The organism is Amycolatopsis sp. WAC 04197 (assembly GCF_003947475.1).
GTDB lineage: Bacteria > Actinomycetota > Actinomycetes > Mycobacteriales > Pseudonocardiaceae > Amycolatopsis > Amycolatopsis japonica.
On sequence record NZ_QHJK01000004.1, the window covers coordinates 789,010 to 803,524 of the forward strand.

Genomic DNA, 14,515 nt, shown 5'->3' on the forward strand with positions numbered 1-14,515 from the left:
CACGAACGATCGGCGCTCGCTCGGAGAACGCCGAGTGCTCCTGCCTGCCTTCACGAACCGTCGGGATCAGGCGAGGGCGATCTCCGACGACGACAGCTCTCTTCGCCGGAGACGTGAAGCTTGCGATGAACGCCTGAGAGATGGAATTCGATCGTCCGTGTGGTCAGCCCGACCCTCTTCGCGATCTCCTTGTTGCTGAGGCCCGCATGGGCCGGGCCGGCGATACGGTGTTCCTGGGGAGTGAGCTTTCCGCGATCGGGGCGTCGGTCACTTTTCGTAGTTCAAGGCCGATCTCAACCGCCGATCGCCGGTCGCCGATCTGCCGCGACAGCTCGGCCGCACGCGAAAGGTGAACGGCCGCCTTGGCGAAATCCCCGGCTGCCAGCCAAGCTCGGCCGAGTTCCGGGCAAGCTGTGGCGAGCTCCACCCGGGCGCCCGCTACCTCGAGCAAATGAACCGCGTCGGGGAGCAGCGTGAGTGTTCCACCGCGACCGGCGACCATCGCCTTCACGTACAGCGCGTACCCGAGGCCGGCGGGGGTGGCGTACTGCTTCGCGGCCTGACGTTCGCCATCGGCCAGCGAACCGGCCAGGTCGGGGCGACCGCATCCGGTGGCGGCGAACGCGGCCATGGCACGCCAGTGCAGCACGGCCGGACTGGCCATGTGCTCGAAGGCGGGCGCGGCACCACAAGCGGTGAAATCGGACAGTGCATCTTTATTGCGACCTTCGGCGAGCTGGACGGTGCCGCGCGCGGCGAGGAGCAACGGCTGGTGAACGGTCGAGCGGCCGATCAGTCCACTGAGGTCATTCGCCCGGGCCGAGGTCGCCTGTCAGCCGAGCGATCTGGGAACGGATCAGCCGCCACAACGGATTCGTGGCAGGACCCGTCACGGGTGGTCTTGACGAGGCGTTCGTAATGCGCGTCGACCGCCGGAAGAGCCCGCGCGATGAGCAGTACCGACAGCGCACGCCACACACAGCGGAGGTCGTCCGCGTACGGCGGCGTGGTGAGCGCACGGTCGGCGAGCCGGGTGGCCAGGGTCCTGTCCATTCCCCGAATACCGGCCACACCATGGCTTCGGTGGCGTGACAATCGCGGTGCTCGGGGACGGTCACAGGATGTGCTCCCATCAGCGGATTTCGGCCGCCCTGACGCCGGACGCTAGTTGTCGGAAGCGTTCGTCCAGGGAGACTGAACCGCGCCGAGCTGCACGAGGGTGCCGAGCCAGTCGGTTCCGACCCAGTCCCGGATGATTCGCCCATTGTCGAATTCGAGGAAGTCGACACCCCAGGTCGTGATCACCCTTCCGGTGGGGGGCCTGCCGCGCAGGCCGCCGGTATCGGTGCCGGTGACAGACCAGCGGACGGCGACCTGGTCGGCCGAGGCGACCAGTTGGTCGATGGTGACCTTCAGATCGGGGAAGGCCGCGTGGTAGACGCGGATGGCTGCGAGCTTGGCGGCTCCGCCGCTGAGTTCCGGGGCTGCGGGAGAACTGAAGTGAGGGTGGAAGAGGTCGTCGGCGTTTTCGTACCGCCGGTCGTTCCAGAGGTCCGCATACACGCGTCGCGCGACGGTCTCGTGCGAGCCCGCGGCTGTGCGGGGCCCGGGGGTGGACGTTCCGTGGATACGGCGCGCGTGGCGTGCGTAGGCACGTGGCGCGAGCCGGGGCATGAGCAGCCGGGCCGGTGCTGGCGCGCGGCTCAGCATGAGGGAGACGACCTCGGGATCGCCTTCGTACATGAGCATTCCGAAGGCCAGCGCTGCCCGGGTCTTGGGCAGGGCGCCGATGCCGTCGCGCTCCAGTTCCTGCCATTCGTCGACGGAGAGGTAGCGCGAGGCCAGCGGCAGGATCCGGGCCTCTTCGTCGGCCAGATGGTCGTGCAAGGCCCTGAACAGCTGCTTGAGCGTGCCGGTCAGCCGACCGCGCGCTTCGGTATCGGCGCGTGCGATCCAGGCGGTCACCTGCTCGGAGACGGCGGTGAGGAGCGAGTGGAGTTCCTCGTGCTGGTGTTCCATTTCCGTCACCAAGGCGTCGAGGCGTTCAGGGACCCGGTGGTGAAGCCTCGGCCAGAGCAGGCGGTCCTCTCCGGTGTGATGGTGATCGAGGATCCGGATGATCAATCGCAGATGCTTCGCGACTCGCCGGGCCTGACGGCGATCGCCGTCGTCGACGCGCTCGACGGCTGCCGGTGCGAGCCGGAACTCCCGTCGGAACGCCTGGTGGGCGACGAGCATGTCCCGCACGTCGACGGCTTCGCCAGGCGGATTCGGAGGGGGCGGGGTCGGCATGTCATCTCCCTGCGACGCGCGGTCCAGCATTTCGCTGGAATCTGACTGTATTGAATCAGGAGGGTGTGTAGGATGGCAACAGTGACGAAGGGTGCGGCGGAACCGCCGCGGAAGTATCGGTCCACGCTTCGAGCTCGCCAGGTCGAACAGACCCGGCGGGAAGTCCTTGACGCGGCGGTGGATCTGTTCGCCCGCAAAGGGTGGGCTCGGACCACTGTGGCCGCTATCGCCGCAGCGGCCGGAGTCGCGGTCGAGACTGTCTACAGTGGCTTCGGCTCGAAGAAGGCTTTGCTGCGCGCTGCGATGGACGTCGCCATAGTGGGTGATGCCGACCCGGTTCCTCTCGTGGAGCGTGAGCCCTACCGGAAGCTGAGTTCCGAGCCGCAGAAACGAAGGCTCGAGGGAGCGATCGAGATCGCCGGGCAGATCTATTCGGGCCCGGTTTCCCGCCTTTGGGCGGCCATGCACGAGGCGGCCGCCGGTGACCCCGAGGTGGCTCAGTGGCGCACCGAACTCGAAACGGGCAGGCGGACGACCATTTCCGAAACCCTCGAACTGGTCTACGAGTGTCGGGTGGACGACCGCGTCATCGACGTCGTGTGGGGCTTGGTCAGCATCGAGACCTACACCAAGTTCTGCCTCGAGCGTGGCTGGACGACCGAGCAGTGGCGGGACTGGGCGGTCGAGGCCGTCCAGTTGTTCGCCGGCCGGCTGTGATCGGTTCGTGCTCGACCGGATTCGTGACGTGGCGATACCTCAGGTCAACCGAGGGCGACCACGTACGATGCGAACCTGCGCAGCTTCTCGCAGGTCTCCTCGTACTCACGTTCGGGCGGCGACGACTCGACGACGCCGGCGTCCGTGCGTAAGCCGGAAGGCCGTCTCCGCGTCCCCGAAGACTGGGTGCCGTTCAACCGGGATCACCCGTGGTCTGCCAGGGAAGCTATAAAGGCCAGGCGCCTGTGGCGTGGCCGGTGCCGTCCGTTGTGTAGTGGCCTTCGCAAACACCCGAGGCTGGCGGCGTCCCGTGTCGCGAAAGCCACTTTCGCGACACGTTCGACAGGCGGAAGAAAGGCGGTGACCCCCGCGCCACATTTGTCTTACTCCTCAAATAAGTCGTGTGAGAGGCACTTGCCACTCAGGACCCCTCGTCCGTTCAGGTCCTGCATCCTCGGTCCCGTTCGCCTTCGGTCACGGGATCCATCGTTGTCTCGGTGCGGCTCTCGTCCGGCTGGAGGCGGACGTCGTGCTCACCGCCTTGTTCGGGCGTTCTCCGCGAATGCGGGCCGTCGCCACCGATGACGCGCAGGTGATCGTCGCCCGGCGAAGGCCTACTCCGCCTGCGTGGGGGAAGTACGCACGGGGTACGCGTCGCGCTCGATCACGCGTACCCGTCGGGTTCTCGGTAGGGTCGGCCTCCGGCGTCAGCGAACGGGGGATTCCCAGTCGATCCGGTGCTGCCACATGAACGCGTTCGGGTCCTTTTCCGGCGGTTTCCTGAAAGCCCGGGTGATGAGGAAGTCTCGGATCACCCGCCCGGCGGAACTGGCCCTCCTCGCGTACCCAATGCGCTTGCCGCGCTCGACCACGGCTTCGACGCGCTCGCGCCGGAGCTCTTCGTAGACGGCCAGCGCCTCCGGGATCGACGCCACGTCGCGCAGGCATCGCGCCAGGGTGACGGCGTCTTCGATGGCCATCGACGCGCCCTGGCCGGCCGCCGGTGAGGTCGCGTGCGCCGCGTCGCCGATGATCACCATCCGGTCCGTTCGCCATACCGGCACACTCGGGAAGTCGTAGGTCGCCCAAGGCGGGAATACCTCGTGCGTCGCGCGCACGATCTCGGCGGCAGGTGTGCGGTCCACCGCCAGCTGCCGGATCAGGTCCTCGCGCCAGGCGTCCCCGGTCATGGCGGCCAGTTCGGCAGGCGTCGGCTCCTGCTTCCAGGGAAGGTTCGTGAACCACCACACGCCGCCGTCCGGATGCACGACGTGCGCGAAGAACAGCCGCTTCCCGAAGGTCATCTGCATGACGCCCGGTTCGTCGTCAAGCCGCAGGCCGTCGGCCAGCCCGCCGGTGTTCAGCATGGGTACGTAACGCGGTGGCGGCGCCTGCGGGTCGATGATCCGGCGCACTCGTGACCGGAGGCCGTCCGCGCCGACCAGCAGGTCACCCGCGGACGACGAGCCGTCCTCGAACGTCGCGAGCACGCCGTCGGCGGTTTCCCTGGCGCCGGCCAGTCGCCGGCCGTACCGGATCTCGATGCCGCGTCTGACGGCTTCGTCGCGTAGGCCGACGTAGAGGTCCGAACGCCGCAAAGTCTGTCTCGCGGTTCCGTCCGGCAGTCTCCCGTCCGCGGTCAGATCCGCCACCTCGCGCCCGCTGCCCAAGCAGATCCTGATCCTCGGCATAGCGAGTCCCCAGTCTTCGACCAGTTCTTTCAGGCCCAGTGGGGCCAGCGCGTCGAGTCCGTTCACCGCGAGCGCCAGGAACGCGCCGGCACCCTCGGCGGTCCGGGCGTAGGCCTCGTGGATCACTGGTTCGTGTCCCGTCTCGTGCAGTGCGATCGCGGCGACGGTTCCCGCGATTCCTCCACCGGCGATCAGTACCCTCGCCATGCCGCTCACTCCATCGGATCCCAGGGGACAGTTCGTCAATCGATCAAGAACACCGCTTACCGGCCGTTGTCAAGTGACCGCCGGCGACACCTTGGCCGGGCGTGCCTCTGTCAACACCCTCCGGCCATCGTGCCCAAATGTGCACTATCGCGCGCGTGGTGGCCGAGGAGCGCTTCGACACACCCGGTCTTCGACGGATGGGTCGCGAGGCCCGTGGGAGCCGGCCGGATCGGATGACGTGATCCTCAGGTACCGGACATGGCGTCGATCGTCGGCTTGCGCACCGCACGAGCACCTCGGCTGGATCGCGGTCGAGGAGGCCCGGGACGCCCCGTTGTTCGACGCGCGGCCGGGCTTTCGCAACTATCCCGTGGACATTCTCGACGACAGGCACTGCCCGCTGTCCATGGTCGCGCGCCAGGACGGATCCGAAACGCTCTTCGTATCGATTACCGCCTCGGCGCGATTTCCGCGGCGGAAGCGGAAGCACTCGGGAACCGGTTGATGACCCACTTGGTGGCCCTCGCCGAAAACGCCGCCTCGGTGGCTCTCAGGTGATGACATCAGGGGCTCGGCAAAGTCGCATGAACGCCGGCCGCTGCCGCTCTTGATGCCTATGTGTGTGGTTTCGCCCTGCGGGTCGTGAGTGGTGTCGCGAAAGCCACTTTCGCGACGTGTTCCGAGCCTTCCGTCGCCCACAAGGGTCGCACCACCTGAGGAGAAGGGGACTTTCCGCGCGTGCGATGCGGGGAAAGTTCCCTTCACCTCGCCGAGCGCCCCGGACTCGCCACCCGACAGGTCACCTTTCCCCTACGGCTCGTTACTGCTCACGATCCCTCCCGCAACGCCCGAATCGGGGGAAGTCATCCTGACGGCGTCCTCTATGGACAGTCGCTAGGGTGTCAAGTCATGGTGGCGGCCCTCTTCGCCACCCGCTCGGCCGGCGGGTAGACGACTTTGCCGAGACCCTGGTCATGAAATCGAGTGTCGCGTATCACGATGCTTCGCGAAGGAACTCCCGCTCTGTCCGGAACAACCGCGCCGAGGGCGTAGACGCGGGGGGTCGGCTGAGCGACGGTTGCCTGAAGAGAGCTGGGTTCGTAGCTGGGCAAGACCAGTGAAGCCATGGGAGAGAACAGTTGCTCAAGTCGTCGGTGTCGGAAGAATCCAGAGAGATCTCTTACTCAACCTGGCGTTCCTATGTGCTGAACAATGGTTCCGAGGAGCTTATTCGGCTTGAGGAAGAATGTTGGTCACCTTGGCTGTCGGCGCCGGCAGAGTCTCTCTTGGGCCGTGCGGAAATATTTCCCGAAGGGCAGATCTGCGCTCACTCCGAGCAAGGGCTGCTCGCCTCGCTGTCCGTGAACAGGATCCACTGGGACGGGCGGGCCGAAACCTTGCCGACCTGGGATCAAGTGGCCGGGGACCCGAGCACCTGTGAGCGGACATTTTCCGCTGACGGCAACACTTTGTGCCTGCTGTCGATGAATGTTCGCAAGGAGGTACGCGGACGGCGGTTGTCCGGCACCCTTGTCCGCTCACTGCTGAACCATGCTCGGCAGGTCGGCGCAGAGCACGTCATCGGATCTTTTCGTCCCTCGGCGTATGGCGAAGCGGTACTGTCGGCGGTCGAGCGTGGCTGTGCGCCGCCGGAATTCGCCGATTACTGCTTCGGCAGAGACAGCGCGGGCACGCTGATCGACCCGTGGTTGCGCACTATCTCCAAGATGGGGATGAAACCCGTGGTCGTGGACCACGAAGCCATGTCCAGGCATGTCACGGCGAAAGAGTTCGAGGACCTGCGGCGGGATTCCTGGCGAGCGATCGATCTCGCCGGTCGAACCGCCTGGTGGTGTAACGAGACCGGCTTTTTCTACCAGCAAGAGGGGGGAATGTTCCGCTACGTCGAAAGCAACCTCTGGGGCACGTTGGCGGTTTAAGGCACAAGATCGGCGAGGCCCGGAGTAATCGTGACGCTTCCAGGGCCTGCGTCCTCGGCCGGGCGTCATCGTGCCATCGACTGTCGGTCAATGACCTTCGCAACGCTGATCCGCCGCCGATTGGTCGATGTCATCGACGCGAACCACCAGTATGTACCAATGCACATCGAGTCCGTAGCGACGGTCTTGGAGAAGTACCGGTACCGGGGGAGTGTCGCGCCGAAGTCCGAGAAGGGCGGCAGGCATCCTGCGGCTGCCCATATTAGTTTCGAGTGAACGTCGGTTGATGACCGGTGGCTGGGCGAATCTTTCCAGCCGGATCCGGTCGCCGAACTCGGCTTTCTCGGCGGGGTCGTACAGCACGAGCCCTTGAATCGAGTAGATCCATCCCGTCAAGAAGCGTATTTCGGATCGAGGGAACGCGTGGCGGCCGCGCCGGAGCAACTCCGTGAAGCCGGCGTGCCGAACAGCGCCCGCCGCGCCCCGTGATCCCCATGCGGGCAACACCCCACCATAATCGAAGGAAGCTGTAGCCTGCGGGCCGGCTTCAGCGATCTCGTCGTACAGTCGGCGGTCGTAGATCTCGTTGCCGGGAGCTTCGAGGACCGGGATCACCCAGTCGCTTCCCGGTAACCGGTAGATTCGCTGAGCGACGGCTTCGAACCGGCCGTGGCCGTTCGCCGAAGATGGCGCTGCTTCGGCGACAACGTACTCCTTCGACTCGATCCAGCGGCTGACCTCATCGGGCATCAATGCCTCCAGGAAGCCGCCTCGATCCTCCCACTCCGGGCGCAATGCTTCGAACGCGAGCTTTGCTTGGAGAGGGTTCGTCCGCCAGCCGATGGCCAGGTTCAGCATCGCTGTGACCATCGCCGGTGACCTGTACACCTCGCGATACCTGGACAGTATTCCCTGGGCGACCCTTCCACTGTGGTCTTTCGTGACCACTCGAGTAATCCATTGTATTGTGTCAGGAATCGAGTTCACTGGTCGTCTCTCTGTGGAGTGGATTCGGCCGGCCTCAGGGAGTGAAAGCGATGTACAGGCCCAATGCGATAAAGAAGCAACCGGACAGCAAGTCGACCGGTAACCTTATGCGCCGATAGGCCACTTGAATCGATTTGCTGGAAAAGGTGATTGCGATCAGTGAATACCAGGAAAATGCCAGTACCGCTAGTGCGGCGACCGCGGACACCCGAGTGGGCAGTGGCACCGAGAAGGGCAGTATGGTTGTGGTAAGTACACCGAAGAAGAGCATGGCCTTCGGGTTCGCGACGATGGTGAGGAAACCTCGCAAGTACGCCTGCGGTCCCGATAGGGCGACAGGGGTATCGGTCGGTCGGTCCGTGAAGCGCAGTGCTCGCAAGATGCGAAGACCCATGTACCCCAGGTACAGGCCGCACAGTAGTCGCAGGATGCGGCCGGCGATTCCGTGCGTGCTGAACAGATCGCCGATGAGCAGGACGTAGATCGTCGCCAGTGTCGCACTGCCGGAAGCGACCCCGAATGCGGCCAGTAAGGCGCTCCTGCGAGAAGACGCCGAAGCCGTGTGCGCCACGTACAAGAAATTCGGTCCGGGAGTGACGGCACCCGCCAAATAGACCCCGGCGGTGGCGGCTACCGTGCCGAGAAAGGACACGTCGCGCTCGTGATGATCCTCTGGAGAGTACTGGATGCTCGCAGTGATGCCCACAGAAACATGCACATGATCCTATGGTCGATTCGAAATACTTCCGTGGCAGGTCTGGATTTATAGGGGTTTCACTCGTGAACTATCTCCTGTGCTGCCGTCCAGTGCGCAGGCCGGAGTTTCACGCCCGAGGCCGGGCAGAGGCGTTCCGCGGGGTCGTACGGAATGTGGGGCCGCACGGGCGCGGCCCCAATGGTCTGGCCACTGTGGGAATCAGTGAGGAGTCAGGCACTTGTCAGGCACTCGGTCGTACCGACCGGGAGAGACGGCGAACGCGCGAGGAAGGACACCGCGGAAACCGGCGGAGCGATGTGGGGGATCGCCGTCGACCTCGCCGAACCGGCTCGCGCTCATCGGAATCGACCGTGACCAGAACACGGCCAAGGAATACGACGTCGCCCGTGCGGCCGAACCGGTGAAGATGAGACTGGTCGGGTACACGACTGTCGTGCACGTGGTGATGATCCGCGCCATGGCCGCCGAGCTCGCACCTGGGCGGGTCCACCTGAGGATCGTCGCGGACAGTTTGGTGACCATCGACGGGGGCCCGGTCAGTAACTGCGGAAGCGCAGCTCCTGCTCCGGCCGGAGGTGGACGTCTTCGCCGGTGATCGTCCGGGCGTTGTGGACGACGATGTCGTAATGATCGGGGAGATGGCAGGTGCCGAAACCCAGCACCCTGCCAAGGAGCTTCGTCCCGATCCAGACCTCGTCGCCCCGGTCGATCACGCCGGCCCGCCCGATCTCGGCGAAGACCAGGTAGCCGACCTCGTCGACGACCGCTCCGGGGGCGGGATCGTCGTGGGTTGTAGTGATGAGTTCGTGTACTTCGCCCGCGCGAACACATCGGCTGGCGAAGGGTGCCAGGCTCATCCCGGCGTCGTCACGACGATGTCCCAGCACTTTCACCACTGTGCCGGTGATTTCCCGCTTCGGCCCGTTTCCCCGCATCACGATCCTTTCGACGTGCTTCGAGAGGTGCGTCTCAGTCGGTTTCCGGCAGTGGGGAACCGGGGATCGAAGCGAAAGCGGCAGCGGACGCGCGAAAGACTTCTCGGCGCGGTGCCAGGGCGATGGCAGGGAAGCTGCGCGCCGGCACCTTCGCGGGTCCGCTCCTCCATCAAATTCGTCCGTACCACGAGAACGCCACGGCCTTTCGGTGGCATGTCGAACTTCCCGTCCGGTCGTCGTTCCCGTCCTCGGCTTTCGGTGAGGCCCGGGCGAGTGCCGGGAGAAAGAGTTTTAACACCATTGCCGGTGCGCCATCTTCGTCTGCTCCGCGCTCGTCGAAGAGGTGGGGATCTCCTTCACGAACCTCTCGCCGAAAACGAGAGTACGCATTCTCGGTACACAGGCCGGCATCGTTCGGCCGAGCCGTGGATCTGTTCGGTGCTGTCGAGGTTCCTGGCGGTGACTAAGGGTGACTGAAGCGACCGGGGCGCCTTCGAGGTCGGGACGACGGCCGCGCAGCGGTATGTCCGACCAGGATGTTCACCGGTGCAGACTCGGTAGAAGATCGGACGGTCGCGGTGGTCACGCCGGGTGAGTCATGCCAGGATCGAACCGTCCAGAAGTAATGATCTTGCCTGGAGTGCCTGCTGAACCTGCCGACCGAAACCCTCAGCGCCGGCGACCGAGTTTCTTTCCATGCGGAGTGGCGACCTTTTCTCGTCGGCTATTCAAGAATGAGGCGAATCCAGCATGACTTCCGTCGTTGATTTGAAGGCCCTGCCGACCGCCGCCATCTTGGAATCATCGGGCCTGGACGCCCGGGATCGTCTGCTTTTCCAGCAGTATGGCTGGGGGCCGGCCTGCCCCGTGCCCGGCGAAGCGGTGCACAAAGCGATCGAACGTCATGCCGCTCTGGTGCCGTCGGCGATCGCGGTCGAACACGAGGGGCAAGTGCTCTCCTACGGCGACCTCGACCGGCACGCTGATCGGCTGGCCGCGTACCTCGTGGGGAACGGGGTTCGCGTGGGTGACCACGTCGCGCTGGTCCTTCGCCGGGGAATTCCCATGGTCGTCGGTATTCTGGCGATCTTGAAAGCCGGCGCCGCCTACGTCCCGCAAGACGCCCGGGTCACCCGCCCGGTCGCGCTCGAGCACATCCTCGTCACCACCCGTGCCCGGATGGTGCTCACCCAATCCGATGTGCCTGTGACGCTCCCGACAGGACGGACCAGTGTCCACATCGACACGTTCATGGCCGAAGAGGCGGACTTCGCCGCCGTCGCCGTGGACGTTCCACCCGAACAGGGCTGCTATGTCCTGTTCACCTCGGGCACGACAGGTATGCCCAACGGTGTGGTGGTCACGCACGCCAATGTCGCCAACCTGCTTTTCACCGAGCCTGGTGACCTCGGTATCCGGCCGGGAACGGTGGTGGGGCAGATCCTCAGCATCGCCTTCGACATGGCCGCGTGGGAGATCCTGGGCTGTCTCACCCACGGAGGCACGTTGCTGATCCGCGGCGACGACATCGAGGCGACGGCCGGGCGGGTGGATGTCCTGATCGCGACGCCGACGATCCTCGCCTCGCTGGACCCGGACCGGTGCGAACGGGCGCGAACCGTCGCCGTCGCCGGCGAACCGTGCCCGCGGCCGCTCGCCGACCGTTGGGCGCGGGGAAAGACCTTCTACAACGGTTGCGGGCCGACCGAGGTCACGATCGTCAACACCATGCGACGACACCGTGCCGACGCGGAACTCCTCACCATCGGTACTCCTGTGCCGAACAACACCGTCTACATCCTCGACGAAAGCGGGCGGCCCTGCCCGATCGGTGAGATCGGCGAGATGTGGGCCGGTGGAGCCTGTGTCTCGGCGGGTTATCTGGCCAACCCCGAGCTCAATGCCACGCGCTACGCGCCGGACCCGTTCCTCGGTGGCGGCCGGATGATGTTCCGCACCAGGGACCTGGCGCGCTGGACGCCCGACGGGCAACTGGAACACTTCGGGCGCACCGATGACCAGGTGAAGATCCGAGGCTTCCGCGTCGAGCTCGACTCGGTGTCCGCGATCCTGGAGCAGGCACCCGGCTGTACCAGGGCGGTCACCCTCAAGACCGATTGCCGGACGCTCGTCGCGTTCGTGCAACCCGAGACGGTCGATCCACTTGCCGCTCGTCAGGCGGTCGCGGACATGCTGCCCTACTACTGCACACCCGAGGTCGTCCACGCGCTGCCAGAGCTGCCCATGACCGACCGCGGCAAGATCGACAAACGACTGCTCGCCGAACTGGCGAGGAACAAGGAGATCCAGGATGACCGCGCTGGGTGAGCAGACGGGAAAGATCGTGCTCCCGGAACCGCTCCCACCGCTACGCCGGCTGTTCAAGCATCCGGCGATGATGCACTACAACCGGTTGGCCGCGTCGGTGCTCGCCCTCAACCTGGTGGCACTGGTGTTCGCCCTGCCCGGCGGGATCACCGCGGACTTCGCGGCCGACGCCTCGCTCGTCAACTTTTCGCTCGCCGTGCTCATCCGGCGTCAGCGCTTGATCAACCTGCTGTTCCGGCTAGCCACCGCCGCGCCCGTGACCTGGCCGCTGAAGGTGCGCTGGACCCTGGGCAAGGTGTACCACTTCGGGGGCCTCCACGTCGGCGGCGCGGTGGCCGGATCGCTGTGGTTCGCCGCGTTCGTCGTGCTGGTCACCGTGCAGGGCGCACCGACGGCCGTCCTGGTACTGGCCTACACCCTCACCGCCTTGCTGATCGGGATCCTCCTCACCGCGACGCCGAAGCTGCGGGTCAAGTCCCACAACCGATTCGAACTGATCCACCGGTTCGGCGGGTGGCTGACGCTGGCTCTGTTCTGGGCGCTGACCGTGACCCGGGTGGTCCACAGTGGAGAATCGCTGCCCGCCACGCCGCAGTTCTGGATGCTCGTCGTGCTCACCGTGGCCGTCGCGGCACCGTGGACGAGGTTGCGCAGGGTCCCGATCACCATCGAGCGGCCGTCGCCGCACGTCGCCCTGACCCGGTTCACTCACGGCCGGAAGCCTTTCGCCGGATCGTCCACCGCGATCAGCCGGTCGCCCTTGCGCGAGTGGCACTCGTTCGCCAACATCCCGGCCCCAGACGAGCACGGTTTCCGACTGACCATCTCGCGCGCCGGCGACTGGACGGGCAAGTTCATCGACGACATGCCTTCGCATGTCTGGGTCAAGGGCATCACCACCGCCGGTGTCGCCAATATCGAGACGCTGTTCCGCAAGGTCGTGTACGTGGCCACCGGCAGCGGGATCGGCCCGTGCCTGCCGCACCTGCTGGCCCAGGAGGTGCCCGCGCTGCTGGTCTGGGCCACCCGGAACCCGCGGGTGACCTACGGGGACAAGCTGGTCGACGAGATCTTGGCGGTGCAGCCGCGGGCCCGGATCTGGGACACCGGGTCGCACGGGAAGCCGGACATGGTCGACCTGGCCTACGCCGCGTACCGCGATTTCGGCGCCGAGGCCGTCATCTGCATCTCCAACAAGAAACTCACCTGGCAGGTCGTCCACGGCCTCGAACGCCGCGGGATCCCCGCCTACGGTGCCATCTGGGACTCCTGACCTCCACTAAGGACATCATCATGCGACTGAGGTTCGAACGCGTCGGCCGGGTTGTCTGGGCGTATCTGGACCGTCCCGAGGTCCTCAACGCGCTCGATTCCGCGTTGCTGGACGAGCTGGTGAGCACGCTGAAACCCCTGGACGGCGATCCGGAGGTCGGCTGCTTCGTGATCACGGGATCGGAGCGGGCGTTCGCGGCGGGGGCCGACATCTCGGAGATGGCGGGAAAGTCCGCCGCCGACATGGTCGCGGAGGACTATTTCGGTGGGTGGGAAGCCTTCGCCGCCTTGCGTACTCCCAAGGTCGCGGCCGTGTCGGGCTTCGCACTCGGCGGAGGTTGTGAGCTGGCGATGATGTGCGACATCGTGCTCGCGGCCGATACCGCGAAATTCGGCCAGCCCGAGATCACCCTCGGCGTCATCCCCGGGATCGGCGGAACCCAGCGGCTCACCCGGCTGGTGGGCAAGGCGAAAGCCATGGACCTCATCCTCACCGGGCGGCTGATCGACGCGACGGAAGCCGATCGGATCGGGTTGATCAGCCGGGTCGTCCCGGCCGGCACCCTCCTCGCCGAGACCGCGGAAGTCGCCGCGCGGATCGCGGGATACGGCAAGATCGCCGCGATGGCGGCACGTGACTGCGTCGACCGCGCACTCGAGACAGGGCTTTCGGACGGCGTCCGGTACGAGCGCCGGGTATTCCACTCGTTGTTCGCGACCGAGGACCAAAGAGAAGGAATGCAGGCGTTCCTGGAAAAGCGAGAGGCTTCCTTCAAGGGCCGGTGAGGGGCGCGGGGAAGGTGTCAAGTCCGTGAAGGCCTCCTTGAGGGACTCTGGGTCCCTCAAGGAGGCCTTCACGGACAGCAGCATCGGGCGCCTGCGCAGGAGCCCCGGCGACCCACCACGTTTGTCATACTCTCAACAACTCTTCTGCTGCTGTCTCGGGTGTGGGGGCGTCTGGGACTGTGCAGGTGTTGCGAAAGCCACTTTCGAAACGTGCCATGTCCATTTGTGACCAGGACAAGTCCGCCTTACGTTCGATGGTTCAATTTCCGTTAATTTGTTACCGGGTGCGAAGTAATGTTCTCGCGTCACCATGGTGGCATGACCACGCCGTTGCTTTCCGCGAACGTGCCCGCGCTCGACCGGTACGCCCGACATCTCGAAAACGTGATCTCCGCCGACCTGACGGGAGTCGCCCGGGGCATTTCCGGTCTCGGTGGTGGGCAGGTCGGCGCTTTCGGTGTCTTCGCCGCTCAAGCGCTCGGTGTTCCCTGCCGGGTGGCCATCGCCGGCCTTGGTGACCAGGTGACCGATCTCGCCACCCGGATCTCCGAGCTCGCCAGTGCGGTACGTGGGGCCGCGCACGATGTCGAACGCACCGACGAGGAGAACACGGCGCGGTTCGACCGCCTCGCGTGGCGCTGA

At 65.6% G+C, this 14,515-nt stretch carries 14 protein-coding genes; 6 read left to right on the plus strand and 8 right to left on the minus strand.

Features of this window, described 5'->3' with window-relative positions:
* Nucleotides 1-50: 50 nt before the first annotated feature.
* The 4 genes from DMC64_RS43680 to DMC64_RS20495 form a co-directional block, all read right to left on the minus strand.
* The gene (locus DMC64_RS43680) at nt 51-224 is read right to left on the minus strand and encodes a LuxR C-terminal-related transcriptional regulator (RefSeq protein WP_125734861.1); all 174 of its coding nucleotides are present in this window, start codon (nt 222-224) and stop codon (nt 51-53) included.
* Nucleotides 164-766: a hypothetical protein gene (locus DMC64_RS20485; protein WP_125734790.1), complete on the minus strand. Its 603-nt coding sequence runs from the start codon at nt 764-766 to the stop codon at nt 164-166. The genes DMC64_RS43680 and DMC64_RS20485 overlap by 61 nt, the downstream gene beginning before the upstream one ends.
* A 26-nt stretch (nt 767-792) precedes the next feature.
* Nucleotides 793-1,053 (minus strand): hypothetical protein, encoded by a 261-nt coding sequence (locus DMC64_RS20490; RefSeq protein ID WP_125734791.1) that lies wholly within the window; start codon nt 1,051-1,053, stop codon nt 793-795.
* A gap of 111 nt (nt 1,054-1,164) precedes the next feature.
* A complete protein-coding gene (locus DMC64_RS20495) occupies nt 1,165-2,322 on the minus strand; it encodes an ester cyclase (protein ID WP_125734792.1) in 1,158 nt (385 codons plus the stop codon).
* 42 nt (nt 2,323-2,364) lie between these two features.
* Here DMC64_RS20495 and DMC64_RS20500 point away from each other — a divergent pair, with 42 nt between their 5' ends.
* Nucleotides 2,365-3,009 carry a TetR family transcriptional regulator gene (locus tag DMC64_RS20500; protein WP_125734793.1) on the plus strand — a complete coding sequence of 215 codons (645 nt, stop codon included), beginning with the start codon at nt 2,365-2,367 and terminating at the stop codon, nt 3,007-3,009.
* Between the two features lie 707 nt (nt 3,010-3,716).
* On the opposite strand, the gene DMC64_RS20510 is transcribed toward DMC64_RS20500, so the two are convergent.
* Nucleotides 3,717-4,907: an NAD(P)/FAD-dependent oxidoreductase gene (locus DMC64_RS20510; protein WP_125734794.1), complete on the minus strand. Its 1,191-nt coding sequence runs from the start codon at nt 4,905-4,907 to the stop codon at nt 3,717-3,719.
* 1,139 nt (nt 4,908-6,046) lie between these two features.
* Between DMC64_RS20510 and DMC64_RS20515 the strand changes: the two genes are divergently transcribed.
* On the plus strand, nt 6,047-6,847 hold the full coding sequence (locus tag DMC64_RS20515; protein WP_125734795.1) for a hypothetical protein: 801 nt from the start codon (nt 6,047-6,049) through the stop codon (nt 6,845-6,847).
* 87 nt (nt 6,848-6,934) lie between these two features.
* Here the strand turns inward: DMC64_RS20515 and DMC64_RS20520 are convergent, their stop codons facing one another.
* The 3 genes from DMC64_RS20520 to DMC64_RS20530 all read right to left on the minus strand — a co-directional run bounded on the left by DMC64_RS20520 (nt 6,935) and on the right by DMC64_RS20530 (nt 9,487).
* Nucleotides 6,935-7,705, minus strand: a complete 771-nt coding sequence (locus DMC64_RS20520) for a hypothetical protein (RefSeq protein ID WP_125734796.1) — start codon at nt 7,703-7,705, stop codon at nt 6,935-6,937.
* A 163-nt stretch (nt 7,706-7,868) separates the two neighbouring features.
* Nucleotides 7,869-8,540, minus strand: a complete 672-nt coding sequence (locus tag DMC64_RS20525; protein WP_158634242.1) for a LysE family translocator — start codon at nt 8,538-8,540, stop codon at nt 7,869-7,871.
* Nucleotides 8,541-9,088: 548 nt separating this feature from the next.
* Nucleotides 9,089-9,487 carry a hypothetical protein gene (locus DMC64_RS20530; protein WP_125734798.1) on the minus strand — a complete coding sequence of 133 codons (399 nt, stop codon included), beginning with the start codon at nt 9,485-9,487 and terminating at the stop codon, nt 9,089-9,091.
* Nucleotides 9,488-10,237: 750 nt separating this feature from the next.
* On the opposite strand from DMC64_RS20530, the gene DMC64_RS20535 reads away from it, so the two are divergent.
* The 4 genes from DMC64_RS20535 to DMC64_RS20550 all read left to right on the plus strand — a co-directional run bounded on the left by DMC64_RS20535 (nt 10,238) and on the right by DMC64_RS20550 (nt 14,515).
* Nucleotides 10,238-11,815, plus strand: coding sequence for an amino acid adenylation domain-containing protein (locus tag DMC64_RS20535; RefSeq protein ID WP_125734799.1), 1,578 nt, complete (start codon nt 10,238-10,240; stop codon nt 11,813-11,815).
* Nucleotides 11,799-13,088, plus strand: coding sequence for a hypothetical protein (locus tag DMC64_RS20540; protein ID WP_125734800.1), 1,290 nt, complete (start codon nt 11,799-11,801; stop codon nt 13,086-13,088). Before DMC64_RS20535 ends, DMC64_RS20540 begins: the two co-directional genes overlap by 17 nt.
* 20 nt (nt 13,089-13,108) lie before the next feature.
* Entirely contained in the window at nt 13,109-13,873 is a 765-nt protein-coding gene (locus DMC64_RS20545; RefSeq protein ID WP_125734801.1) for an enoyl-CoA hydratase-related protein, read from the plus strand.
* A 318-nt stretch (nt 13,874-14,191) separates the two neighbouring features.
* Nucleotides 14,192-14,515, plus strand: a complete 324-nt coding sequence (locus tag DMC64_RS20550) for a hypothetical protein (protein WP_125734802.1) — start codon at nt 14,192-14,194, stop codon at nt 14,513-14,515.

Bases quoted from the DNA above. Each gene is read 5' to 3' on its own strand.
- DMC64_RS20545 (WP_125734801.1), top strand. From the start codon at position 13,109: ATGCGACTGAGGTTCGAACGCGTCGGCCGGGTTGTCTGGGCGTATCTG.
- DMC64_RS20490 (WP_125734791.1), bottom strand. From the start codon at position 1,053: ATGGACAGGACCCTGGCCACCCGGCTCGCCGACCGTGCGCTCACCACG.
- DMC64_RS20510 (WP_125734794.1), bottom strand. From the start codon at position 4,907: ATGGCGAGGGTACTGATCGCCGGTGGAGGAATCGCGGGAACCGTCGCC.
- DMC64_RS20530 (WP_125734798.1), bottom strand. From the start codon at position 9,487: ATGCGGGGAAACGGGCCGAAGCGGGAAATCACCGGCACAGTGGTGAAA.
- DMC64_RS20535 (WP_125734799.1), top strand. From the start codon at position 10,238: ATGACTTCCGTCGTTGATTTGAAGGCCCTGCCGACCGCCGCCATCTTG.
- DMC64_RS20520 (WP_125734796.1), bottom strand. From the start codon at position 7,705: ATGCTGAACCTGGCCATCGGCTGGCGGACGAACCCTCTCCAAGCAAAG.
- DMC64_RS20495 (WP_125734792.1), bottom strand. From the start codon at position 2,322: ATGCTGGACCGCGCGTCGCAGGGAGATGACATGCCGACCCCGCCCCCT.
- DMC64_RS20550 (WP_125734802.1), top strand. From the start codon at position 14,192: ATGACCACGCCGTTGCTTTCCGCGAACGTGCCCGCGCTCGACCGGTAC.
- DMC64_RS20500 (WP_125734793.1), top strand. From the start codon at position 2,365: ATGGCAACAGTGACGAAGGGTGCGGCGGAACCGCCGCGGAAGTATCGG.
- DMC64_RS20540 (WP_125734800.1), top strand. From the start codon at position 11,799: ATGACCGCGCTGGGTGAGCAGACGGGAAAGATCGTGCTCCCGGAACCG.